This window comes from Thalassolituus alkanivorans, from assembly GCF_020447205.1.
Lineage (GTDB): Bacteria > Pseudomonadota > Gammaproteobacteria > Pseudomonadales > Oceanobacteraceae > Venatoribacter > Venatoribacter alkanivorans.
The window spans coordinates 62,482-82,730 of record NZ_JAJAEL010000005.1 but is presented as its reverse complement, the minus strand read 5'-3'; the positions used below and the strand labels follow the sequence as shown (position 1 = coordinate 82,730).

Genomic DNA, 20,249 nt, shown 5'->3' with positions numbered 1-20,249 from the left:
TATGTTAAGCACTTTCTGGCAAGTGTGGGTCGCGGTCATCGTACTGGGATCCATGATTGGTTGCGGCGTACTGATCATGTACACCAGCCGCGGCCAGCGTAAAGATGAAACTGACCAGACTACTGGTCATGACTACGACGGTATTCAGGAACTGGACAACCCGCTGCCACGCTGGTGGGTATTTATGTTCTGGGCAACCATCGTGTTTGGTTTTGGCTATCTGGGCGTGTACGGCCTGGGCAACGTTAACGGCCTGCTGACTGTTGAAGTCGACGGCGAACAGGTTGCCTGGTCTTCTACCAACCAGTGGAAAGCTGAAGTACAGAAGTTCGATGCTGACATCGCACCACTGTACTCCAAGTACACCGCTACTCCGGTTGAAGAACTGGTCAAAGACGCAGACGCTCTGCAAACCGGCCAGCGCCTGTTCAAGAGCAACTGTGCTGTGTGCCACGGCTCTACCGCCAAAGGTGCTCAGGGCTTCCCTAACCTGACCGATAACGATTGGTTGTACGGTGGCGCTCCTGAGAACATCAAGCACACTCTGACTTACGGTCGTCAGGGCGCGATGCCTGCATGGGGCGCAGTACTGGGTGAAGAAGGTACCACTGACATGGTGAACTACGTTCGCAGCCTGTCTGGCCTGAAGCACGATGCAGAAGCCGCTGAAAAAGCAGCGCCTAAATTCCAGCAACTGTGTATGGCTTGTCACGGTGCAGATGGTAAAGGCAGCCAGCTGGTTGGTGCACCAAACCTGACTGACGATATCTGGTTATATGGCGGTTCTTCCAAGCAGATTGAGTTCACTCTGAAGCATGGTCGTAACGGTAAAATGCCAGCGCATCTGGAAATTCTTGGCAACAACGCTGAAGCCAAGATCCACCTGCTGACCACTTACGTTTACTCGCTGTCTCATCAGCAGTAAGCGCAGTAAGACCCCGGTCAGGCAAACCAACCGGGGTTGAGCTAAGGCAATAAAAACAGAAAAAAGCGGCTTAAAGCCGCTTTTTTCGTTATAGCGACAGGCAACAAGCTATATAATTGCCGCGTTATATAGAGCGCTGTGGGGCCCTGCTCCGTCTCTGGTTTCGCAAAGCGCCGTCATGCACATCCAACCAAGGTGATTTGCCGTTATGAGTAATATTCCGGTCAAAGATGTCACACCAAAAACCCAAAGCATGTATGAAAAACGTAAGAAAATTTACGTGCGTGAAATTGAGGGTTTTTTCCAGAAATTACGTACATGGTCGCTGTGGGCGTTAATGCTCGGCTATTTCGGCAGTGCCTGGCTTAACTGGGAAGGCCGACAGGCCATTCTGTTCGATCTGCCGGCGCGCCAGTTTCATATTTTTGGTATTACCTTCTGGCCGCAGGATTTTATGCTGCTGTCGTGGCTGTTAATTATCTGCGCCTTTGGCCTGTTCACCATTACTAACCTTGCCGGTCGTATCTGGTGTGGTTACACCTGCCCGCAGTCGGCCTGGTCATTTATTTTTATGTGGATTGAAGAGCGTACCGAAGGTACCCGCAACGCCCGCATGAAACTCGATAAAGAACCGATGAGCGCGAGCAAATTCCGCAAAAAAGCCCTGAAGCATACTTTGTGGATGATTATCGCCATCTGGACCGGCATAACCTTCGTCGGTTACTTCACCCCGATCCGCGAACTGGTACCGGATTTCTTCACCCTGAACATCGGTGGCTGGGGTTTATTCTGGATTGCGTTTTTTACCGCGGCCACCTACATCAATGCCGGCTGGATGCGTGAGCAGGTCTGTATTTATATGTGCCCTTATGCGCGTTTCCAGTCGGTTATGTACGATCCGGATACCCTGGCCGTTTCCTACGATGTTAACCGTGGTGAACCACGAGGCAAACGCAGCAAAAAAGCCAAGGAAGAAAGCGACACAACCCAGCTTGGTGACTGTGTTGACTGCTCCCTGTGCGTGCAGGTATGTCCGACCGGTATCGATATCCGTGATGGTCTGCAATACCAGTGTATCGGCTGCGCTCTGTGCATCGATGCCTGTGACTCCATTATGGAAAAACTGGATAAGCCGAAGGGTCTGATCCGTTACACCACCGAAAATGAGCTGGAAGGTAAAAAGACTCACTTCTTCCGTCCGCGTCTGGTCGGTTATGCCGCACTGCTGCTGATTATGATGGGCGCATTCATGTACGCCATCGGCACCCGCACACCGTTCAAGCTGGATATTGAACGTGACCGCAGCGCGCTCTATCAAATGACCGCCAACGACACCGTAACCAATGCGTATACGCTGAAGCTGATCAACATGTCGCAAAGCCCAAAAACCTACACTCTGAGCCTGGATGGCCTGGAAGGTATGAAGATGGATGCGCCAACCACTCAGTTTCTGCGTGTGAACGAGCTGAAAGAAGTGCTTCTGACCATCGAAATTGATCCGGAAGAAGTGCATATGCCAGCCAGTAAAGTGGATATTGAATTCGTCATCACCGATGCCGATACCGGTGAAGAAGTGGCGCGTGAAGAAAGCCGCTTTATTGCCCCACGCAATTAATCTGAGGAAAAGATTCGCCTCCGCGAAACCATGACCCGTGTCAGCGAATCTGACAAATCCAAACTGGAGACTGACCGCCCAAGTGGTTAAACTTGGGCGGTTTTTTTTATCCCGCCCGATGCCGATTGAGAAGTATATGAACACTGAATCCAAAGAACACGCTCCCTGGTACAAAGAACCCATGGTGTGGCTGGTTGCGGGCCTTCCGCTATTGGCTATCTGCTGGGGTTTTGTGATGCTGACACTGGCCCTTGAATCCAAGGATTCCCTGGTCAGCGACAGCTACTACAAAGACGGCGTCAGCTACACCGAAAACGTCGAAGCCGATGCCCATGCTGCCCGCCTGCAGATCAAGGCCGATCTGACGTTCAGCGAAAACGAAATCCACCTGACCCTGAACGGTTATCTGGATGAAGAACCTGCAACCCTGCAACTGCAACTGATTCACCCTACCCTGCAGGAACGTGACCTGACCGTGCTGCTGCAACGCCTGGGCGATGGCCACTATGCCGGTGTCAATGAACTGGTATTGCCGGAACGCCGCCATATCTGGCTGCTCAGCCACGAACAGCAGTGGCGTATCCGTGGTACCGAACTGATTGAAGCTGACAAGGTTATTAACTTACACGCCAAATGAATGCCCATTCAGCCCAAGAGCGCTGTTTTCACTGTGGTGAAGCCACCACCGAAGGTGAGCGCTGGTCAACCCTGATTGATGGCCAACGGCAGCCGATGTGCTGCCCGGGCTGCAAAGCCATTGCCGAAACCATCGTCGCCAGTGGCCTGAAAGACTATTACCGCCACCGCACCGAACTGCCGGAACTGTCGCCGGCTGAACTGGAAGACAGCGATCTTTCGGCGCGCGAATCCCTCACCCTGTACGACAGCGAAGCCCTGCAGCGGCGCTTTGTCGCCCATCTGAGCGGCAATCAGCAAGGCGAAGCGGAAGCCACGTTTATCATCGACGGCATCAGCTGTGCCGCCTGTGCCTGGCTGATTGAGCACCGTATCAGCCAGTTGCCGGGCGTAAAAAACGCTGTACTTAACCTGTCCAACCACCGCCTGGTGGTACGCTGGCAGTACGACCAGATTGCCGTATCCAGTATTGCCGAGGCGATTTACCGCCTCGGCTATAAAGCCTCGCCGTTTTCTGCCACGGAACAGGAAGAGCAGCGCCATCGCGAGGGTAAACTGGCGATCCGCCGTCTCGCGGTTGCCGGTATCGGCACCATGCAGGTGATGATGCTCGCGGTGCCTCTGTATGTGGGCATGGCTGAGCAATACGAATTTTTTATGCGCCTGGCCTCAATGGTCATGACCCTGCCGGTGGTGCTGTTCAGCGCCCGGCCGTTCTTTACTGCTGCCCTGCGTGATCTGCGCACCCGTCATCTGACCATGGATGTGCCCGTATCGCTGGCCATTGTGCTGGCATTCTGTTCGAGCATCTGGAGCACCATGAATCAGGGCGTCGAAGTGTATTTTGACTCGGTCTGTATGTTTACCTTCTTCCTGCTGCTTGGCCGTTTTCTCGAAATGCGCGCCCGTCACCGGATGGGGAAAGCCGGTAATAATCTGCTGACGCTGCTGCCCAATATTGCGTTAAAGGTTGGTGACGACGGTGTTGAGCAGGTTATTGCCAGTGAAGACATCCGTATTGGTGACGTGCTGCGTCTGAAACCCGGCCATGCCATTCCCGCTGACGGAGTGGTGATCGAAGGCCGCAGCTCGGTTGATGAAGCCGCACTGACCGGCGAATACCTGCCCATCAGCAAGAAAGCCGGTGATCGCCTGATCGGCGGTACGTTTAACGTTGAAAGCCCGCTGCTGATGAAGGTCACCGCGACCGGCGCCGAAGCGCAGTTATCGACCATCATGCGTCTGATAGACCGCGCCCAGCAGGAGAAGCCGCGCGCTGCGCTGCTGGCCGACAAAATTGCCAGCCACTTTGTTGCGGCGGTGCTGATCATCTCCAGCTCGGTCTTCACCTTCTGGTGGCTGCAAGGCGATGAACACGCCTTTTTCATCGCCCTCAGCGTGCTGGTTGTAACCTGCCCCTGCGCCCTGTCACTGGCTACGCCAACGGCTCTGACAGCCGCCACGGCCGCACTGCGCGAACGCGGATTGTTAATCAGCAAAGGCCATGTGCTGGAAGTTTTGCCACAGATAAACCGTGTGGTGTTCGATAAAACCGGCACCCTTACTCAGGGCAAACTAACCCTGGAGCAGGTCGAACCTCTGGCAGACTTGGACGAAACCCAGCTGCTGGGCCTGATCGCCGGCCTTGAAAAACACTCAACCCATCCAATTGCCCGTGCCTTCCGCACCATCAAAGCGGCTGCCGTAGAGAACACCGAACAAACCGCCGGCCAGGGCATCAGCGGCCAGTGGAACGGGCACACTCTGCGCTTTGGCCGCGCCGATTATGCCTGGCCAGTTGCCCCCCTGACGGAGCCCGACAACAAGGCCGCTGGCCAGTGGCTGTTGCTCGCCAGTGATCAGCAACCACTGGCCTGGGTGCGCCTGAATGACAGCCTGCGCCGCAACGCCGCGTCAATTGTCAGCGGACTTCAACAACGCGGTATCGCCGTGTCTCTGCTGACCGGCGACCCCGGCGCATCCGGTCAGGTGGTGGCGGATGCACTGGCCATTACCGACCTGCAGACCGGCGTCTCGCCGGAACAGAAACTGGCCGCAGTGCGCGCCTGGCAGCAGGCCGGTGAGCGGGTCATGATGGTCGGCGACGGTATTAACGATGTGCCGGTACTGGCCGGTGCGGATATTGCTCTGGCCGTTAACGAAGCCACCGATCTGGCCAAGACCAACGCCGATGCCATGCTTACCAACGGCCGTCTGGAAACCTTACTGACCGCTCTGGATGGAGCCACCAAGACGCGCCGTATTATTGCTCAGAACATCGGCTGGGCTTTGCTGTACAATCTCATCGCATTACCGGTGGCAGCGGCAGGTTTTGTTCCGCCCTGGGCCGCTGCGATTGGCATGTCATTCAGTTCGTTACTGGTGGTCACCAACGCCCTGCGCCTGAATCGCCTGCCGGCTCCTGACTCCTCTGAGGTTTGATCGATGGATATCATTTACATTCTGGTACCGCTGTCTTTACTGCTGATCGGCATTGCCGTGCTGATCTTTTTCTGGGCGGTGAAGAGCGGCCAGTTTGAAGACATGGAGTCCCCCGCCCACCGCATTCTGTTTGATGACGATGAGCCGATAAGTCGCCGTCAGGACGACAGCGATCAAACCCCATCTGACAAGCCATGATTGAACCCCTGTCACTGCTGACCGCCTTTCTGCTGGGGTTGTTTGGCTCCAGCCACTGCCTGGTGATGTGCGGTGGTATTGCTGCGGCTATTGGCAGCAGCGCCGGTTCACAGCGTGTCCGGGTGACGCTGCTGTTTAACACCGGGCGCATACTGAGCTACAGCATCGCCGGGCTGATAGTCGCCAGCGCAGGTCTGTGGCTGCAGAGCCAGCACCAGTGGCTGATGCTGATCTTGCGGACACTGGCCGCGCTGATGCTGATACTGATGGGGCTCTATATTGCCCGCTGGTCACTGATGCTGACCCGTATTGAGCAACTGGGCCAGGGAATCTGGAAATACCTGCAGCCTCTGACCCGCCGTTTTATGCAATCTCCACGTGCGATAGATCGTCTGTGGCTGGGCATGCTCTGGGGCTGGTTGCCCTGCGGCCTGATTTACAGCACGCTGAGCTGGGTTGCCGCAAATGGCCAGCCTTTGCTGGGAGCCGCTGCGATGTTCGCCTTTGGTCTGGGTACCCTGCCAGCCCTGTTTGCCAGCACACTGGCGGCCAATGTACTGACGCCGTTTCTGAGCAACAACCGCGTGCGTCAGGTTGCCGGGGGATTACTGATCGGATTTGGTTTGTGGACGGCAACATCGGTCTGGTTACTTTCTTGACAGATCGCGCGCTAATGCCGAACATAGCCGCAACTGCTGCACTTGTTACTTACTCCGACACCGGGGTTTCACTCAGGAATCAGTCATGAAAACGACACATGTTGCGCCTGCTCCACTGCGGGGCACTCAACCACACTGCCAGACCTGCTCACTGAATGCGTTGTGTCTGCCATTGTCCCTGAACGATTCCGATATGGAGCGCCTCGACGATATCATCCGCCGTGGCCGTCCGATCCAGAAAGGTCAGCTGCTGTTCCAGCAGGGCGAAGCGTTTCAATCCGTATTTGCCGTACGCACCGGTGCCCTGAAAACCTACACTCTGGCGAGTAACGGCGAAGAACAGATTACCGGTTTTCATCTGGCCTCTGAGCTGGTTGGCCTGGCCGGTTACGATAACGGCAACTATCCGTTAACCGCCAAAGCGCTGGAAACCACCACCGTCTGTGAAATTCCGCTGCAGCAACTCGACAGTCTGGCCGATGATCTGCCGGATCTGCGTAAGCAGCTGATGCGTACCATGGGCACCGAAATCCGTCATGATCAGAACATGATGTTGCTGCTCAGCAAGAAAAACGCCGAAGAGCGCGTGGCCTCTTTCCTGATTGATATTTCCCAGCGTTATTCCCGTCGTGGTTTCTCGGCCAGTCATTTCCGCCTGCCGATGTCGCGGGTGGATATCAGCAACTATCTGGGCCTCGCGGTAGAAACCATCAGCCGCGTGTTTACCCGCTTCCAGAAAAACGGTCTGATCGAAACCCAGGGTAAAGAAGTGATTCTGCAGGACCCCGATATGCTGTATGAACTGGCCGGTCTGAATACTGAAAAAGAGTGTGCCGCTCACCCGCAAGAGTAAGCCGCTCACCCGTAAGCAAAAAAACCGGCCAGAGGCCGGTTTTTTTATGCCTGCCCTCTTATGCCTGTTTTCTGCTTATGAACACTTATGCAACGCCCTCTGGTACGGGAAATGCTTTTACCAGAATAAAGGCTGAACAGACGTTATTTTTCTGGCGCCGGTATCCAGACCATCTATTGGCAATTGGTATAAAACCGCAGCAGATAAAATAATCTGATCTAAGATTGCAGAAACAGCGTCATTCAGCCGATATGACGTATAAGGAGGTGACCATGGGCATCTGCGCAAATGAACTGACCCGCTGGGTAATCCAGCCAACCCTGCAACGCATCGGGGTTAGTAACCCGATGGCCAGCACCCTGCTACTGGCAACTGCGGCTCAGGAATCGGCTCTTGGATCGCACCTCAAAGCCGCCGGTCAACGGGCTCTCGGCATTTACCGCATTCACAGCCTGACCCACCGCCATGTATGGGACGCTTATCTGGCGCAACAGCCGGAACTGGCCAGCACCGTGCGCGGCCTTGCCAGCCAGCATGATTTTCTCAGTCACCCCCATGCCGAGCTGACCACCAATCTGTCTTATGCCACCGCCATTGCCTGGTTTATCTATGCCCGCAATGATGATTTTGTTCTGCCCGCCGATGCAACCGCAGAACAGCTCGCACGTCTGTGGAAACGTTTTTACCATCCCCGCAGTGGCGTCAGCATTGAAGAGTTCTGCGCCAGTCTCGGTGCCGCCACCGCCCTGCTCGACCGTGCAGCCTGAGCAGGCGTACCTTTTCTCAAAGTCCCCGAACAACATTCCTTTTTAACTGCCTGACCTGCGCAGGCGGTTCCTTCACCCGATGCATTCTGCTATAAAGCGGGCGCAATTATTCAGGGTGTTTTTATGATCGAATCCGCTGCCGAGCGCAAAGAGCAACTCGAGTTCAACAAACTGCAGAAGCGCCTGCGCCGCAATGTCGGCAAGGCCATCGAAGACTACCGCATGATCGAAGACGGCGATAAGGTCATGGTTTGCCTGTCTGGCGGTAAAGATTCGTACACCATGCTCGACATTCTGCTGAGTCTGCAGAAAAGCGCACCGATTCACTTTGATATCGTGGCGGTGAATATGGATCAGAAGCAGCCCGGATTTCCTGAACATGTGTTGCCGGAGTATCTGAGCCAGCTGGGTATTGAGTATCACATCGTCGAGAAAGATACCTACAGCGTAGTGAAAGAAATTATTCCGGAAGGTAAAACCACCTGCAGCCTGTGCTCCCGCCTGCGTCGTGGCACCCTGTATGGCTTTGCCGAGAGTATTGGCGCCAATAAAATCGCTCTTGGTCACCATCGTGACGACATCATCGAAACCCTGTTCCTCAATATGTTCCATGGTGGCAAGCTCAAGGCCATGCCGCCGAAACTGCTGAGTGACGACCAGAAACACGTACTGATCCGTCCGCTGGCTTATTGCAAAGAAAAAGACATCGAGAAATTTTCCCAGGCACGGGGCTTCCCGATCATTCCGTGCAACCTGTGTGGCTCACAGGAAAACCTGCAACGTCAGAATATTAAGATGATGCTGGAACAGTGGGACAAAGAGCAGCCGGGACGCAGTGAGAATATCTTTGCCGCCATCTGTAATGTGGCACCGTCACAGTTAGGCGATACCCAGTTGTTTGATTTTGTCACCCTGCAGGACAAGCAGGATAAAGGCCATCTGTTTACCCGTCTGGATGTGGTTCAGATCGACTGATCTGAAGCTGATACCGGGCGCAGCCAAAAGAAAAAGGCGGTCACAGACCGCCTTGCAACATACTGGTGACCAGCAGCTGATATTCTCCCGGCCCCTTCACAACAAGCTCCATTTTATAACGCCGGTCAGTGATGATGGATTCAGCCATTGCCGTCAGGTGACAGGCATCAGGACTCAGTTGCGGCTGGGGCATCTGCAGATGAACCTGATACTGTCCTTCCAGCTCTTCTACCCGCACCGTTGAGATCGCCTGAGTTTCACTGCCGGCAATGCCTTTACGGATCCACTGCAGATAAATGCCATGCGGGCCTTTCACATTAGTACGGACAACGCGGATGTACCCCTCTCCGGCGTCAGACTTCCACGGGCAGACCCGCTGTACCTGATCAATCCAGACCGGCATTTTATAGACGCCGGCAAAGGGCCAGGTTTCGCCTTCGGCGGCTGCTTCGTTCTGCATTCCGGCGTCGGTGGCCAAGGCTGTCAACGTGAGAAAAGCCAACAGCAAAGCCATGATCGTGCGTACTGATATCATAATGATCCTCCTGCCATTAAGCCTAGCAGAGGTCAGCTTTCATGCTGTTGCAGAAGGCAGATACATCAGGCGGAGAAAACGGCCTGATTACTGCCGCCGGCATCCCATTCAGGGCGCTGGTAAGACACGCTGAGGATGTAAAAGGTTTCTTCTCCTTTCGGCAGGCGCACGGTCACTTCATCATCGACACGTTTTCCCAGTAATCCCCGCGCCAACGGCGCATCAACGCTGATATAGCCGCGTTTGAGATCAATTTCATCCTCGCCCACCAGACGGTAGCGATGGATTTCAGCATCATCGTCTTCAAGTTCCAGCCAGGCGCCAAAAAAGACTTTCTGCGGATCAGCCGGCAGACGATCGACCACCGTCAGAATCTCCAGACGCTTCAGCAGGAAACGGACGCGACTGTCGATCTGGCGTAAACGGCGCTTACCATAGATGTATTCCGCATTTTCCGAGCGGTCCCCCAGCTTGGCGGCATCTGAAACTTCCTGCGTCACTTTCGGACGCTCAGTGCGCCACAGGTAATCATATTCCCGGCGTAAGGCCTGCTCCCCTTCCGGGGTAATCAGATGGCTGCGTTTCGGCAGCGGCTTTTTTTCCTTCTCACTCATAAACAACGGCCTGTACCAAAAGATTTCATGGTTTCGCAACACAGTCATGTCAGGGTGTAAGCATGGGCATGCCTGAACAACAACGTACAGCATTCCTCCAGAACCGGGAAAACCGGCACAAACATCCGGATGATGATGCAGAATGATCAAACGCAGTTTTAAAATGGTGACCGGTATTCTGCTGTTGCTGCTGGGAATTATTATTACGCCAATGCCGATTCCGCTTGGCATTATCCTGATCATTCTGGGCCTGTCTATACTGGTATCGACTATCCCCAGAGTGCGCACATTTCTGCAGTTTCTGCGCCGTCGTTATCACGTGTTTTCGCACAAGCTGAACAGCATTAAACATCGCCTGCCGGCATTTGCGCGCCAGCTGATTGAAGATACCGACCCGGACCAGCCCTGAGGCCTCCCCTGTAAACCACCCTGTGCTAGCATAAGAGCATGAACTCAGATGCCCTTTCTCCTCTGGCGGCCAGCAACAGCGCCATCGACGATTTTGCTCCCCTGCTTGAACTGCTGAGCCTGTATCTGGCCGACGGCCAGAGCCACAGTGAATACGACGTGCTGTGCTGGCTGAAGGCACCCGAACAGGGAATTTTCCGCCCCGACGCTCTGCGCGATTCACTCACCATGTTCCGCAGCCATTTTATTCTGATGCATTGCCTCTACCGCCTGCAGCAGCAATGGGCTGATGAGCAATCTGCCCTGCTGGAAATCAGCGCGCTCAGTATCCGCCGCTCGCCCTGGCCCGATAACGCCCGCAACACCGAGCTGGCCGAACATCAGCCGCTGGCACAGTATTACCTCGATCTCAGCCAGCTGAATACCGCTCAGGAAGAGGTGGATGAACTGCTGCGCAGCTTCTGGCAAAAAATGTTACAACCCGAACAGGAAGATCAGGACATTGCTGAACTGGAACTCAGTAAGCCCGTGACAGGGGCAGAGATTCGACTACAATATCGCCGCCTGGCGATGCAGCATCATCCCGACCGTGGCGGTGATGAAACCCGTTTCCGCACCATTCAGGCGGCCTTTCAACGACTCAAGCACCGGTATTCATGATTAAGTTTTCTCTCCCGTTCGTTCTCTTCGCACTGCTTTTCTCTGCATCGGTACGCGCCCAGCTGGTGATTCTGCAATATCACCATGTGTCGGCCAATACACCCGCGTCGACCAGTATCAGTCCGGAAGGTTTTGCCAGCCATCTGCAGCTGCTGGAGCAGGAAAATATGCATGTGATTGATCTTGGCCAGGCGCTGGCCAAAATCCGTGCAGGTGAATCCTTACCGGAAAAATCCGTCGCCATTACCTTCGACGATGCCTACCGCTCGGTGTATGACAACGCCTACCCGCTGCTGAAACAACGCAACTGGCCCTTTACCGTATTTGTGAATACCAATGCGGTGGATGAGCAACACGGCGTGGTAATGGACTGGAAGCAGCTGAAAGAACTGCAGGATAACGGTGCTCTGATTGCCAACCACAGTGCGGATCATCCTTATCTGATTGAGCGCCCGGATGGCATGACTCTGGATGCCTGGCTGACTCAGGAAGTGGCAGAGCCGGAAGCGCGTCTGCAGAAAGAACTGGGCACCAGCCATAAGCTGCTGGCCTACCCTTATGGGGAATTTGATCTGGAGATTATCGATTGGCTGGCAGCGAACGGTTACCTTGCTTTTGGTCAGCAGTCCGGACCGGTAGGCCCCATGTCTCATCCGCAGGCCCTGCCGCGCTTCCCGGCCTCCGGTATTTATGCCAACGTCAAAACCCTGAAAACCAAGCTGTACACCCTTGCCCTGCCGGTGCCGCCAACCCAGCTTATCGAACCGGTACTGGCGGCAGAGAATCCGCCAACCCTAGCCATTCATTTCCCGGAAGTGGATTTGCGTCCGCGCCAGATTCAGTGTTTTGCCAGTGGTGAAGGTGCAATCAGCACTCAGACAGAAGCCGATAACGGCGTGGTCAACCTGACCGCCCGTGCAGAAAACCCTATTCGTGGCGGCCGCAGCCGTTACAACTGTACCGCTCCCAGCGTGCGCCATCCGGGCTGGTATTACTGGTATTCGCAATTGTGGATTAACAGCGCAGTGAAATCGCGCTGACGGGCAGACCTAGGGCCTGTCGACACTAATTAAACAGGACTGTTATTGGCTAAAAATTTCTCAGACAAGGCGCTGGTAGTGTGGAAAGTTCAGCACATCCCTGTGCTTCACCCCTTCGGGGTTGGCACGCCAATCTGTTCCAGACAGATTGGTAACGGGTTAAGCGAACGAACAGCAACGCTGGATGAGGAATTTTTAGCCATAACCCTTCGGGCTGAGGCCAGTTTTCCCCATTAACATCGTCGTTCGTCATTCATTTAGCCCGCTAATATCAGTCCTCACTCCTTGTTCTGAGAAAAACTGGCTCTCAGCAGGCCGGATTTACTTAGTGTCGACAGGCCCTAGAGCAAACGGCGCGACAGCTGATTTAACTGTTGCTCGCGTTGCTTCCAGTCCGGCAGACACTGGGTCATCAGCGCCTTAAAGCCCGCGCCATGATCAAAGTGGCGCAAATGACACAACTCATGCACTACCACCAGTTCCATCAGCTCCGCTGGCAGCTGCATTAACGCCAGATTCAGGTTGATATAACCGCGCTGCGACAGGCTGCCCCAGCGGGTACGCATCTTTTTAATACGCAGCTGCGGGCGGCGCACATCAAACTGGCTGAAGAACGGCCACCAGCGTTCAATCATCTGCGGATATTCATGCCGCGCCTGCCCGCGCAGCCAGTTATCCAGCGCTTGCTGCGTTTGCGCAGGCGTCCAGCCCTCAGGCACCCAGACCGCCTGCTCAGCGACCATAAACTCGCCCAGAGCACTGCTTTTAAACGGTAATTCGCGTCCGCGGATCAGTACACTTTGCCGGGCTTCCTGTTGTCGTGCCAGCACCTCGCTGCGGCGCTTCAGCAGCCAGTCATGATTGGCATTCACAAACGCCAGCACCTCCGCCTTGGGATACCCCAGCGGGATGCGCAGATCCACCTCACCCTCGGCATTCACCAGCATACGCATGCTCTTACGCCGCATCGCTGAGAGATGCACAGCGACCTGCTCGCCGCCGACAGTCAGCCAGAATTGTTGTTTGTAAGATTTCCGCACGGTCTCAAGCCTGTTAGGATTAGCGCCAAATTCAGGAGTAGCGTATGTCCGACCTCAATAGTATCCCATCCCTTAATGAAGACGAACTGGAAACCCTGGGCGTACTGCTCGAAGACGAAGCCGAACGCCAGGACAGTTTCGATTTTTTCGCCGTACACGGCCTGATCACCGCGTTAATCGCGGGCCCGGTAGAGTTCAGTGTTCAGCAGGTGTGGGACTGCGCCTTCGATGAACAACTGGGTTTCAGCAAAGCGGAGAAAGAACAGGTAAATGCCCTGTTCCTGAAACTCGCCAAAGAGATTCAGGCATGGCTCGACTCCGGTCAGGATTTCCCGGTTCCGGCCGACCTGACCCTGGTCGACGAAGAAGAAGAGCCACCACTGGAAAGCTGGGCCATGGGCTTTATGACCGGTGTCCTGCTGCAGGAAGAACAGTGGTACGCGCGTGACGAAGAAACCGTTGCCCAGCACCTGTTCCCGATCATGTATGCCTCTGGTCTGTTTATGGACGAGCCGGAAATGGAAGACATCGACGAGGACATCGACCTGTCCAATCAGATGTGCAGTAATATTCCTGCTGCCGTTGTTGAACTGTATCTGCTGCTGCACGCCGAAGATTAATCCGCGCTCAAAAGCAAACATAAAAAAGCCCGGATTTAACCGGGCTTTTTTATGCGTCTGAATAACCAGGGCATCAGGCCCCGGCTTTACGCACCCAGACTTCCACCCGGCGGTTTTTATTGCGACCTTCCATACCATTCACGGAAGCAACTGGCAGGTTTTCACCGTAACCAACAGAATTTTTCGGATAGATACCGTAACGTACCAGCTCGCGGCGCACTGCCATGGCGCGCAATTTAGATAATAACTGCGAACGTTTTTCGGTTTTCTTTTTATCACCAAAACCAATCAGCACAACTTCAGCTGAACCGTTAGCGTGCAGAAAATCGGCCAGACGCTCCAGATCCTTCAGGGCTTTGTTATCCAGCTTGGCACTGCCTTCCTGAAAGCGGAAGTTAATGGTCAGACGCTTGGCATCGGAAGTCAGCTGACGGAAATCTTCTGGCAGTTCGTCGTAAAACTCCGGAATAACAGCTTTCAGCTCCTGCGAAATAAACCCGGTATCGGCCACAATTTTCTGGCCTGCATCCTGTAATGAAAAATCAATAAATTCTTTAACATAGTCATTGGCAGGTTCGTCGTCGGTGTACATAAAGAGACGACGTGCCAGAGCATAATCTTCGGTTGCTACCGTCAGTTTATTAGGCAGTAAAGATTTGGCGCTGCCATCCGAAACCGACAACAACCGGGCAGAACGTACTGAAGAAAGCCCGACAAAACCAATACCGGCCGTGTCTGCTGCAACCCGGTCTGATAACTCCGCATTGGATTCAAAACGTTCGGCACCGGCAATTAAGTTACGCTCACCTAAAACCATACCGCTGAAGCTGTCCCAGGTACCCGATTTATCGTCACGGGCATACACATGAATCGGGCCGGGTTTACCACCCACCTCTGACCAGTCGCTGTAACCGCCGGAAAAAATTTCGGCAATTTCTTCCACACTCAGATCACTGACCGGATTATCCGGATGTACGATGATCGCCAGACCATCAATCCCGATAATATGTTCACTGCCCGGACTGCGCATATTCGCCAGCGGCTTCAGCAGGTTGAACTCTTTATCTTTAATCGGCCGGGAGGCCGCAGCAATATCGGCACTGCCTGCTGCCAGGCCTTTAAAACCGGTACCGGAGCCGTGTGCTGCAATTTTTACCATTACACGGGTACGGGTCGCCGGGTAAAAACCGCTGACTTCAACCTCGTTATCAATGCCGGAGTTTTGCACCTCAATTTTCTCAGCACCCTTTTCCTGTAACCAGGCTTTTACCAGATTCGGGGCTAATTCGGCACCAATGGTGTTCGATCCCTGTACAGAAAAAAGGTTAATTTCACCATCAACAGGCAACCCGTCAAAACGAGCGATCTGCCCGGCATGAACCGTTACAGCAAAAATAAAAGTCAGTACTGAAGAAAAGAAATTGCGCCAGAAATTCATAGGACTTACTTCTGAGTTTAAATTTGGGCGCGATTGTATGACGCTTTTATGACAATGCAATGACAAATATCAGGAGTTGCGGAACAGCCAGCAATTGCACAGGCGCAATAAAAACCTGTTACTCCCCGCTGGCAATATCACGAATGTGAGGCAGGCGGCTGCTGACATAGGGTTCTTTGGCCACCATTTTGCGCATATTTTTCAAGGTGTAGTATGGCGAATCCACCACCATACTGTTCGCCAGCCAGGCCGGAATGCCACCCGCCGGATCGGCGTGAACCTGATAAATCACGGTAACCCAGCCATCGCCTTCCGGGCGGAATTCCCAAAAGCCTTTCATATTGGTTATGCGGATAAAATCATCGTTGGCCGGAAACACATCGTTACGCACCTGCATATCAACGTGCACCGAATAATCATCAGTCTGAGTGAGAACACTGTAGATAACGCTGTCACGGTCTTTTACTGGCCAGGGTGCTTCCGTCACCATATAAAAAAGACGCTCGCGCTCAGAAACCTGTTCGATCACTTCCAGAGCCCGGCAGTGGTATATCCATTCAGGGCCGGCTTTATTATCTTCGATTAATGCCACCAGCGCCGACAGGGTTGTCTGCAAACGCATTTCACCGCGGAACTCGCGCATATCAGACTGCTCAGCCGCACGGGTATACACAAGAATCTGCCGCTTGCTGTCTTCTTTTGCCAGTTCCCAGTCAGCCATACAGGCCTGACTTACCATTAAAGACGCTATCACCAGCAGACGAGTAACCAACCACATAAATAGATCCCGCTATGCTTTATTGCAGGTGGAGCATGCCTGCACTTTGATTATCACTGTAGGTGCACATCAGCCAAAATCGTACTGGCAATAACCGCAGATTCACAGCGAAGGCAGACCCGGAAGCCAGCCCGTCACTATCATGCCCCTGGGACAGCTCCGGTCAATGACCGCCCTGACACTGAGGCGACGGCGGCACGGTCGCATCCTGCCACTCCTGCGGAGAATAAAGATGCAAAGCCAGAGCATGTACCGGCCCGGTCAGCTCTTCAGCCAGCAGCTGATACACACGCTGATGACGGGCAACAGGTCGTTTGCCATCAAATTCCGCACTGACCACAACCAATTTGAAATGTGATTCAGTAGCAGGCCCGGCATGCATGTGGCTTTCGTTAAGGATATCGAGGTGCAGAGGGGATAAAACAGCAAGTTTAGCGGCGATGGAGTCAGCGGTGTTCATAATCAGCCCGTAAGAAAAATGACAATAATGGCTACTATAAAACAACCACGGACGGTTGCACAAAACCTATGTAAACATATACAGTACCGGACTGAATTTGAACCACCAGACGGAAGCCAATCATGCAGGATATCGATACCACCAGCACCCAATCTCTTGTTGACCGTTACTACGAAGAAGAGAAAGCAAAACGTGAACGCGAACAGACCCTGGCCGCTTTTACCATGCGCATGGACGCTAATGATCTGGCCATGCTTAACGTTATTGCCCGCCGCTTCCGCAAGAACCGCGATGAAATTGCTCAGGAAGTGCTGTCCAACGCCCTGATCGATCTGTTTGCCCGTTTGGATGCCGGCGAACGCAAGCTGCTGGCCCGCGATGCTGACGAAGCTGCCCGCTCGCTGGCCGATGAAATCGCCGAAGAAAACGGCATTCACAGCGTTGAGATCAAGACCGGTGTCTGGGCCAACCACGACCGTCAGATCACCAAAATTGAGCGCAAAAAAGCCAAAATGCAGGAATCCGGCAACCGTCCGCAAAGCAACAGTGCCGATAATGATGATGCAGATACTGACGATGAAGCAGCAGCACAGACTGGTAACCAGACGGATAATCAGCCAATGACTGCACAGAACGACAGCGCTCCGGCTGCAGCGATGACAACAGAGCCGGAAAACACAGACCAGAGCACCGAAGAAACAACTGAACACAAAGAAGAAAGCCAGCCAATGTCGATGTTTGGCAGCTGATCAGTACAGAAGCCAGAGCTGCCCAGCAGCTCTGGTGTACTTTATATAACCAGCACGATTAGCGCCGGGGCTGAACCGTCGATCATAGACAGCTATTTACGCCACAGACGCAGTTCCCGGAACTCTCCCGGCCCCGCCTCTACCCAGACCACCTCGGCCTGATCTGAAAAAACAAATTTATTGCCGAGCAGAAAGCCTGCCCGCCGCCGACCGGACACCGTTGCTGAGGCCTGCCGCCCCTGCTTCTTGGCACTCCGGGCAAAATTTTCTGGTAAGACATCCATAGTTGTCTCCAATCCGATCAATTTCACCTTGCCGCATGAGGTTAAAGTAACCCGCAATTATGACAGTCCAGTGTCGGAGATTTTCACCGGTAACGCAGTAATCAGTCATACTCAGGCCACTGCGTACAAGTGAGCGGTTGCTCTCCACTGGCCTTGCTTTACAATGTGCCGCCCTTTTAATCACTCGTCAATTGGAAAGCGTCACTATGGCAATTCAATGGTTCCCAGGGCACATGAACAAAGCCCGCAAGAAAATCAGCGAAGCGATGCCAGACATCGATATCGTGGTCGAAGTGCTTGACGCCCGCCTGCCCTACTCCAGCACCAACCCTCTGGTTGACGAGCTGCGTCGTGATAAAACCTGCATCAAAGTGCTGAACAAGGCCGACCTGGCGGACCCTAAGGTTACCCAGCAATGGGTCGACTATTTCGGCAAGCAGCACAATACCCAGGCCATTCCACTGGTTGCTGAAGACCGCAATCAGGTTAAAAAGCTGATCGCGCTGTGTAAAAAACTGGGAGCGGCACGACTGGAGAAAAAGCTCTCCATCCGGGTAATGATTATGGGTATTCCCAATGTCGGTAAATCCACCCTGATCAACGCACTCGCCGGGCGCTATATCGCCAAAACCGGTAATGAGCCGGCGGTGACCAAAGCCAACCAGATGATCGACCTGAAAAATGGCATCGTGCTGTCCGACACTCCGGGGATTCTCTGGCCCAAGTTTGAGAACGAACACAGCGGCTATCGTCTGGCGGCCAGTGGCGCCGTCAAAGACACCGCCATGGAATACACCGATGTTGCCACCTATGCCCTGGGTTATCTGCTTGATCAGTACGCCACCGAGTTGTCAGCCCGTTTCCGCTTTAAGGAGTTACCGGCCAGCGCATCCGACGCACTGAACACCATTGCCGCCAAACGCGGCTGTCTGAAGCCCGGCGGTATTGCCGATCTGCATAAAGCGGCGGAATTATGTCTGCATGAACTGCGGGCTGGAAAGATAGGCCGGATCACGCTGGAAAACCCGGCCATTGTCGAAGCGGAGCTGGCGGAGATTGAAGAACGCCGGCAGGAGACGCTCAGGCTTCTGGACGAATCGCCTGATACACCTGCGTAAAGGTCTGCCACTGAGGGTCTTCATCGGCCACCACCTCAATCGGGTACAAGCCCTCGCCGGTGGGAATGCGGTCAAGACCTTCTTTTAACAGCTCAATATCTTTGCAGTAGATAATCCACTGGCACACTCCGTCATGGGTAATCACCATGGTAACCAGTGCATTTTCTGCCGGTTCAAGCTGTTGCTGCAGGTGCTCACCGAAGGTCAGGATTTTGCCTTGTTCAGCCAGACCGGGAAAGCCGGTGCTGTCATCAACGCTGCCGGCGTTCCAGGCAATCTGCACGCACAACGGATAGCTTTCCGATTGGCGGGCAAGCTCCCAGTCTTCGCGGTACTGAATACTGATGGGCTTGTCATTCAGACTACCGGTAGCCCTGACCCAACGGTTGTTCGCCAGCATGGCTTATTCCTTTTTGTTTGGTTGCATTCAGACTAATAGAAATCGGTGCAAATGCCAAAAAGTCATTGCCATACACGCCCCGTCAGAGCAGGTTTAACGGCAGTTTCAGGTAAGACACACCATTATCTTCCGCCTGCGGAAACGCCCCGGCGCGGATATTCACCTGCAGCGATGGCAGAATCAGCCGCGGCATATCCAGCCCGGCATCACGTTCCGTGCGCATTGTGATAAAGGAAACTTCACTGACACCGGCTTTTACATGGATATTTGCCGCCCGCTGCTCCGCAACGGTTACGACCGAGCAAACCGGCCGCTCAGACGGCGGATAGTCATGGCATAAATGCAGCACAGTCTCTTCCGGTAAGGCCAGTAAACGCTGTACCGACAGATATAAAGTCGCAGCATCACCACCGGGGAAATCACAGCGGGCCGTACCGACATCCGGCATAAACAGGGTATCACCGACAAACACATCGCGCTGATTCACCTGATAGCTGACACAGGCCGGGGTGTGTCCCGGAGTGGCCATTACATCAATATGACTGTCGCCGAGCTGCAGGCTATCGCCTTCGCTGACCAACAGGTCAAACTGATGGCCATCGGCGATAAAGCCTTCCCCCTCATTGAAGATCTTCTTAAAGGTGCCCTGCACCTGACAAATCGCGGCACCGATAACGATGCGCGCACCGCTTTGGCTGCGGATGTAATCCGCCGCGGTCAGGTGGTCGGCATGGGCATGGGTTTCCAGTACATAATCCAGAATCAGAGACTGCTCCCTGACCTCGGCGAGAATGGCGTCAATAAAGGCCGTACTGGTACGTCCGGATTTCTGATCAAAGTCCAGTACCGGGTCGATAATGGCCGCACGGGCAGTACTTTTATCGACCAGCAGATGGGTAAAGGTGAAAGTATCTTCGTGGAAAAATGTCTCGATGCTGATCACTGCAGCATCAGTTGGCTGGCGGGTCATTACGGCCTCCGGCGATAAAATTTAAAGTGATTATATTAGCATATTCTTATTTAGCAATATTTGAT

General features: G+C 54.0%; 24 protein-coding genes. 15 read left to right on the top strand and 9 right to left on the bottom strand.

Annotated elements, in window-relative coordinates; genetic code table 11:
• Window position 1: 1 nt before the first annotated feature.
• From ccoP to ttcA, 9 genes are all read left to right on the top strand, one after another.
• Window positions 2-925: a cytochrome-c oxidase, cbb3-type subunit III gene (ccoP, locus tag LGT44_RS01435; RefSeq protein ID WP_230330925.1), complete on the top strand. Its 924-nt coding sequence runs from the start codon at window positions 2-4 to the stop codon at window positions 923-925.
• A 208-nt stretch (window positions 926-1,133) separates the two neighbouring features.
• Window positions 1,134-2,540, top strand: coding sequence for a cytochrome c oxidase accessory protein CcoG (ccoG, locus tag LGT44_RS01430; protein ID WP_145468266.1), 1,407 nt, complete (start codon window positions 1,134-1,136; stop codon window positions 2,538-2,540).
• A 136-nt stretch (window positions 2,541-2,676) separates the two neighbouring features.
• The gene (locus LGT44_RS01425) at window positions 2,677-3,177 is read left to right on the top strand and encodes a FixH family protein (protein WP_230330924.1); all 501 of its coding nucleotides are present in this window, start codon (window positions 2,677-2,679) and stop codon (window positions 3,175-3,177) included.
• Entirely contained in the window at window positions 3,174-5,618 is a 2,445-nt protein-coding gene (locus LGT44_RS01420) for a heavy metal translocating P-type ATPase (protein ID WP_230330923.1), read from the top strand. Before LGT44_RS01425 ends, LGT44_RS01420 begins: the two co-directional genes overlap by 4 nt.
• Before the next feature lie 3 nt (window positions 5,619-5,621).
• Window positions 5,622-5,816, top strand: a complete 195-nt coding sequence (gene ccoS / locus LGT44_RS01415; RefSeq protein WP_230330922.1) for a cbb3-type cytochrome oxidase assembly protein CcoS — start codon at window positions 5,622-5,624, stop codon at window positions 5,814-5,816.
• Window positions 5,813-6,475, top strand: coding sequence for a sulfite exporter TauE/SafE family protein (locus tag LGT44_RS01410; RefSeq protein WP_230330921.1), 663 nt, complete (start codon window positions 5,813-5,815; stop codon window positions 6,473-6,475). Before ccoS ends, LGT44_RS01410 begins: the two co-directional genes overlap by 4 nt.
• Before the next feature lie 85 nt (window positions 6,476-6,560).
• Window positions 6,561-7,328, top strand: a complete 768-nt coding sequence (gene fnr / locus LGT44_RS01405; RefSeq protein WP_145468256.1) for a fumarate/nitrate reduction transcriptional regulator Fnr — start codon at window positions 6,561-6,563, stop codon at window positions 7,326-7,328.
• A 272-nt stretch (window positions 7,329-7,600) separates the two neighbouring features.
• On the top strand, window positions 7,601-8,095 hold the full coding sequence (locus LGT44_RS01400; protein ID WP_145468254.1) for a hypothetical protein: 495 nt from the start codon (window positions 7,601-7,603) through the stop codon (window positions 8,093-8,095).
• 123 nt (window positions 8,096-8,218) lie between these two features.
• Complete coding sequence (gene ttcA / locus LGT44_RS01395; RefSeq protein WP_145468252.1) at window positions 8,219-9,070, top strand: tRNA 2-thiocytidine(32) synthetase TtcA; 852 nt, start codon at window positions 8,219-8,221, stop codon at window positions 9,068-9,070.
• A gap of 40 nt (window positions 9,071-9,110) precedes the next feature.
• Here ttcA and LGT44_RS01390 read toward each other — a convergent pair whose 3' ends face one another.
• Complete coding sequence (locus LGT44_RS01390; RefSeq protein ID WP_230330920.1) at window positions 9,111-9,605, bottom strand: hypothetical protein; 495 nt, start codon at window positions 9,603-9,605, stop codon at window positions 9,111-9,113.
• Between the two features lie 65 nt (window positions 9,606-9,670).
• Window positions 9,671-10,219: a transcription elongation factor GreB gene (gene greB / locus LGT44_RS01385; RefSeq protein ID WP_230330919.1), complete on the bottom strand. Its 549-nt coding sequence runs from the start codon at window positions 10,217-10,219 to the stop codon at window positions 9,671-9,673.
• Between the two features lie 142 nt (window positions 10,220-10,361).
• On the opposite strand from greB, the gene LGT44_RS01380 reads away from it, so the two are divergent.
• From LGT44_RS01380 to LGT44_RS01370, 3 genes are read left to right on the top strand one after another with little or no spacing between them, the layout of a single operon-like run.
• Window positions 10,362-10,628, top strand: a complete 267-nt coding sequence (locus LGT44_RS01380) for a PGPGW domain-containing protein (protein ID WP_230330918.1) — start codon at window positions 10,362-10,364, stop codon at window positions 10,626-10,628.
• Window positions 10,629-10,666: 38 nt separating this feature from the next.
• Window positions 10,667-11,287, top strand: a complete 621-nt coding sequence (locus LGT44_RS01375) for a DNA-J related domain-containing protein (RefSeq protein WP_230330917.1) — start codon at window positions 10,667-10,669, stop codon at window positions 11,285-11,287.
• The gene (locus LGT44_RS01370) at window positions 11,284-12,327 is read left to right on the top strand and encodes a polysaccharide deacetylase family protein (protein ID WP_230330916.1); all 1,044 of its coding nucleotides are present in this window, start codon (window positions 11,284-11,286) and stop codon (window positions 12,325-12,327) included. Before LGT44_RS01375 ends, LGT44_RS01370 begins: the two co-directional genes overlap by 4 nt.
• 341 nt (window positions 12,328-12,668) lie before the next feature.
• Here the strand turns inward: LGT44_RS01370 and LGT44_RS01365 are convergent, their stop codons facing one another.
• The gene (locus LGT44_RS01365) at window positions 12,669-13,367 is read right to left on the bottom strand and encodes a M48 family metallopeptidase (protein ID WP_230330915.1); all 699 of its coding nucleotides are present in this window, start codon (window positions 13,365-13,367) and stop codon (window positions 12,669-12,671) included.
• Window positions 13,368-13,411: 44 nt separating this feature from the next.
• Here LGT44_RS01365 and LGT44_RS01360 point away from each other — a divergent pair, with 44 nt between their 5' ends.
• Window positions 13,412-13,987 carry a YecA/YgfB family protein gene (locus tag LGT44_RS01360; protein WP_225692540.1) on the top strand — a complete coding sequence of 192 codons (576 nt, stop codon included), beginning with the start codon at window positions 13,412-13,414 and terminating at the stop codon, window positions 13,985-13,987.
• Between the two features lie 73 nt (window positions 13,988-14,060).
• Here LGT44_RS01360 and LGT44_RS01355 read toward each other — a convergent pair whose 3' ends face one another.
• The 3 genes from LGT44_RS01355 to LGT44_RS01345 form a co-directional block, all read right to left on the bottom strand.
• Window positions 14,061-15,425, bottom strand: a complete 1,365-nt coding sequence (locus LGT44_RS01355) for a substrate-binding domain-containing protein (RefSeq protein WP_230330914.1) — start codon at window positions 15,423-15,425, stop codon at window positions 14,061-14,063.
• 118 nt (window positions 15,426-15,543) lie between these two features.
• On the bottom strand, window positions 15,544-16,203 hold the full coding sequence (locus LGT44_RS01350; protein ID WP_230330913.1) for an START domain-containing protein: 660 nt from the start codon (window positions 16,201-16,203) through the stop codon (window positions 15,544-15,546).
• A 163-nt stretch (window positions 16,204-16,366) separates the two neighbouring features.
• The gene (locus LGT44_RS01345) at window positions 16,367-16,663 is read right to left on the bottom strand and encodes a BolA family protein (protein WP_145468233.1); all 297 of its coding nucleotides are present in this window, start codon (window positions 16,661-16,663) and stop codon (window positions 16,367-16,369) included.
• A 122-nt stretch (window positions 16,664-16,785) separates the two neighbouring features.
• Between LGT44_RS01345 and LGT44_RS01340 the strand changes: the two genes are divergently transcribed.
• Window positions 16,786-17,412, top strand: a complete 627-nt coding sequence (locus LGT44_RS01340; protein WP_230330912.1) for a hypothetical protein — start codon at window positions 16,786-16,788, stop codon at window positions 17,410-17,412.
• Window positions 17,413-17,504: 92 nt separating this feature from the next.
• Here the strand turns inward: LGT44_RS01340 and LGT44_RS01335 are convergent, their stop codons facing one another.
• Window positions 17,505-17,723 (bottom strand): hypothetical protein, encoded by a 219-nt coding sequence (locus tag LGT44_RS01335; protein ID WP_230330911.1) that lies wholly within the window; start codon window positions 17,721-17,723, stop codon window positions 17,505-17,507.
• A 179-nt stretch (window positions 17,724-17,902) separates the two neighbouring features.
• Here LGT44_RS01335 and ylqF point away from each other — a divergent pair, with 179 nt between their 5' ends.
• Window positions 17,903-18,814 (top strand): ribosome biogenesis GTPase YlqF, encoded by a 912-nt coding sequence (ylqF, locus tag LGT44_RS01330; RefSeq protein ID WP_268866344.1) that lies wholly within the window; start codon window positions 17,903-17,905, stop codon window positions 18,812-18,814.
• Here ylqF and LGT44_RS01325 read toward each other — a convergent pair.
• Both LGT44_RS01325 and LGT44_RS01320 read right to left on the bottom strand, forming a co-directional pair.
• Window positions 18,777-19,214 carry a DUF695 domain-containing protein gene (locus tag LGT44_RS01325; protein WP_230330909.1) on the bottom strand — a complete coding sequence of 146 codons (438 nt, stop codon included), beginning with the start codon at window positions 19,212-19,214 and terminating at the stop codon, window positions 18,777-18,779. The two genes, ylqF and LGT44_RS01325, sit on opposite strands and share 38 nt — an antisense overlap.
• 82 nt (window positions 19,215-19,296) lie before the next feature.
• On the bottom strand, window positions 19,297-20,184 hold the full coding sequence (locus tag LGT44_RS01320; protein WP_230330908.1) for an MBL fold metallo-hydrolase: 888 nt from the start codon (window positions 20,182-20,184) through the stop codon (window positions 19,297-19,299).
• Window positions 20,185-20,249: the final 65 nt, after the last annotated feature.

Excerpts from the sequence above, each read along its gene's own strand:
- ccoP (WP_230330925.1), top strand. The coding sequence starts at position 2 with ATGTTAAGCACTTTCTGGCAAGTGTGGGTCGCGGTCATCGTACTGGGA.
- ccoG (WP_145468266.1), top strand. The coding sequence starts at position 1,134 with ATGAGTAATATTCCGGTCAAAGATGTCACACCAAAAACCCAAAGCATG.
- LGT44_RS01425 (WP_230330924.1), top strand. The coding sequence starts at position 2,677 with ATGAACACTGAATCCAAAGAACACGCTCCCTGGTACAAAGAACCCATG.
- LGT44_RS01420 (WP_230330923.1), top strand. The coding sequence starts at position 3,174 with ATGAATGCCCATTCAGCCCAAGAGCGCTGTTTTCACTGTGGTGAAGCC.
- ccoS (WP_230330922.1), top strand. The coding sequence starts at position 5,622 with ATGGATATCATTTACATTCTGGTACCGCTGTCTTTACTGCTGATCGGC.
- LGT44_RS01410 (WP_230330921.1), top strand. The coding sequence starts at position 5,813 with ATGATTGAACCCCTGTCACTGCTGACCGCCTTTCTGCTGGGGTTGTTT.
- fnr (WP_145468256.1), top strand. The coding sequence starts at position 6,561 with ATGAAAACGACACATGTTGCGCCTGCTCCACTGCGGGGCACTCAACCA.
- LGT44_RS01400 (WP_145468254.1), top strand. The coding sequence starts at position 7,601 with ATGGGCATCTGCGCAAATGAACTGACCCGCTGGGTAATCCAGCCAACC.
- ttcA (WP_145468252.1), top strand. The coding sequence starts at position 8,219 with ATGATCGAATCCGCTGCCGAGCGCAAAGAGCAACTCGAGTTCAACAAA.
- LGT44_RS01390 (WP_230330920.1), bottom strand. The coding sequence starts at position 9,605 with ATGATATCAGTACGCACGATCATGGCTTTGCTGTTGGCTTTTCTCACG.
- greB (WP_230330919.1), bottom strand. The coding sequence starts at position 10,219 with ATGAGTGAGAAGGAAAAAAAGCCGCTGCCGAAACGCAGCCATCTGATT.
- LGT44_RS01380 (WP_230330918.1), top strand. The coding sequence starts at position 10,362 with ATGATCAAACGCAGTTTTAAAATGGTGACCGGTATTCTGCTGTTGCTG.
- LGT44_RS01375 (WP_230330917.1), top strand. The coding sequence starts at position 10,667 with ATGAACTCAGATGCCCTTTCTCCTCTGGCGGCCAGCAACAGCGCCATC.
- LGT44_RS01370 (WP_230330916.1), top strand. The coding sequence starts at position 11,284 with ATGATTAAGTTTTCTCTCCCGTTCGTTCTCTTCGCACTGCTTTTCTCT.
- LGT44_RS01360 (WP_225692540.1), top strand. The coding sequence starts at position 13,412 with ATGTCCGACCTCAATAGTATCCCATCCCTTAATGAAGACGAACTGGAA.
- LGT44_RS01355 (WP_230330914.1), bottom strand. The coding sequence starts at position 15,425 with ATGAATTTCTGGCGCAATTTCTTTTCTTCAGTACTGACTTTTATTTTT.
- LGT44_RS01350 (WP_230330913.1), bottom strand. The coding sequence starts at position 16,203 with ATGTGGTTGGTTACTCGTCTGCTGGTGATAGCGTCTTTAATGGTAAGT.
- LGT44_RS01345 (WP_145468233.1), bottom strand. The coding sequence starts at position 16,663 with ATGAACACCGCTGACTCCATCGCCGCTAAACTTGCTGTTTTATCCCCT.
- LGT44_RS01340 (WP_230330912.1), top strand. The coding sequence starts at position 16,786 with ATGCAGGATATCGATACCACCAGCACCCAATCTCTTGTTGACCGTTAC.
- ylqF (WP_268866344.1), top strand. The coding sequence starts at position 17,903 with ATGGCAATTCAATGGTTCCCAGGGCACATGAACAAAGCCCGCAAGAAA.
- LGT44_RS01325 (WP_230330909.1), bottom strand. The coding sequence starts at position 19,214 with ATGCTGGCGAACAACCGTTGGGTCAGGGCTACCGGTAGTCTGAATGAC.
- LGT44_RS01320 (WP_230330908.1), bottom strand. The coding sequence starts at position 20,184 with ATGACCCGCCAGCCAACTGATGCTGCAGTGATCAGCATCGAGACATTT.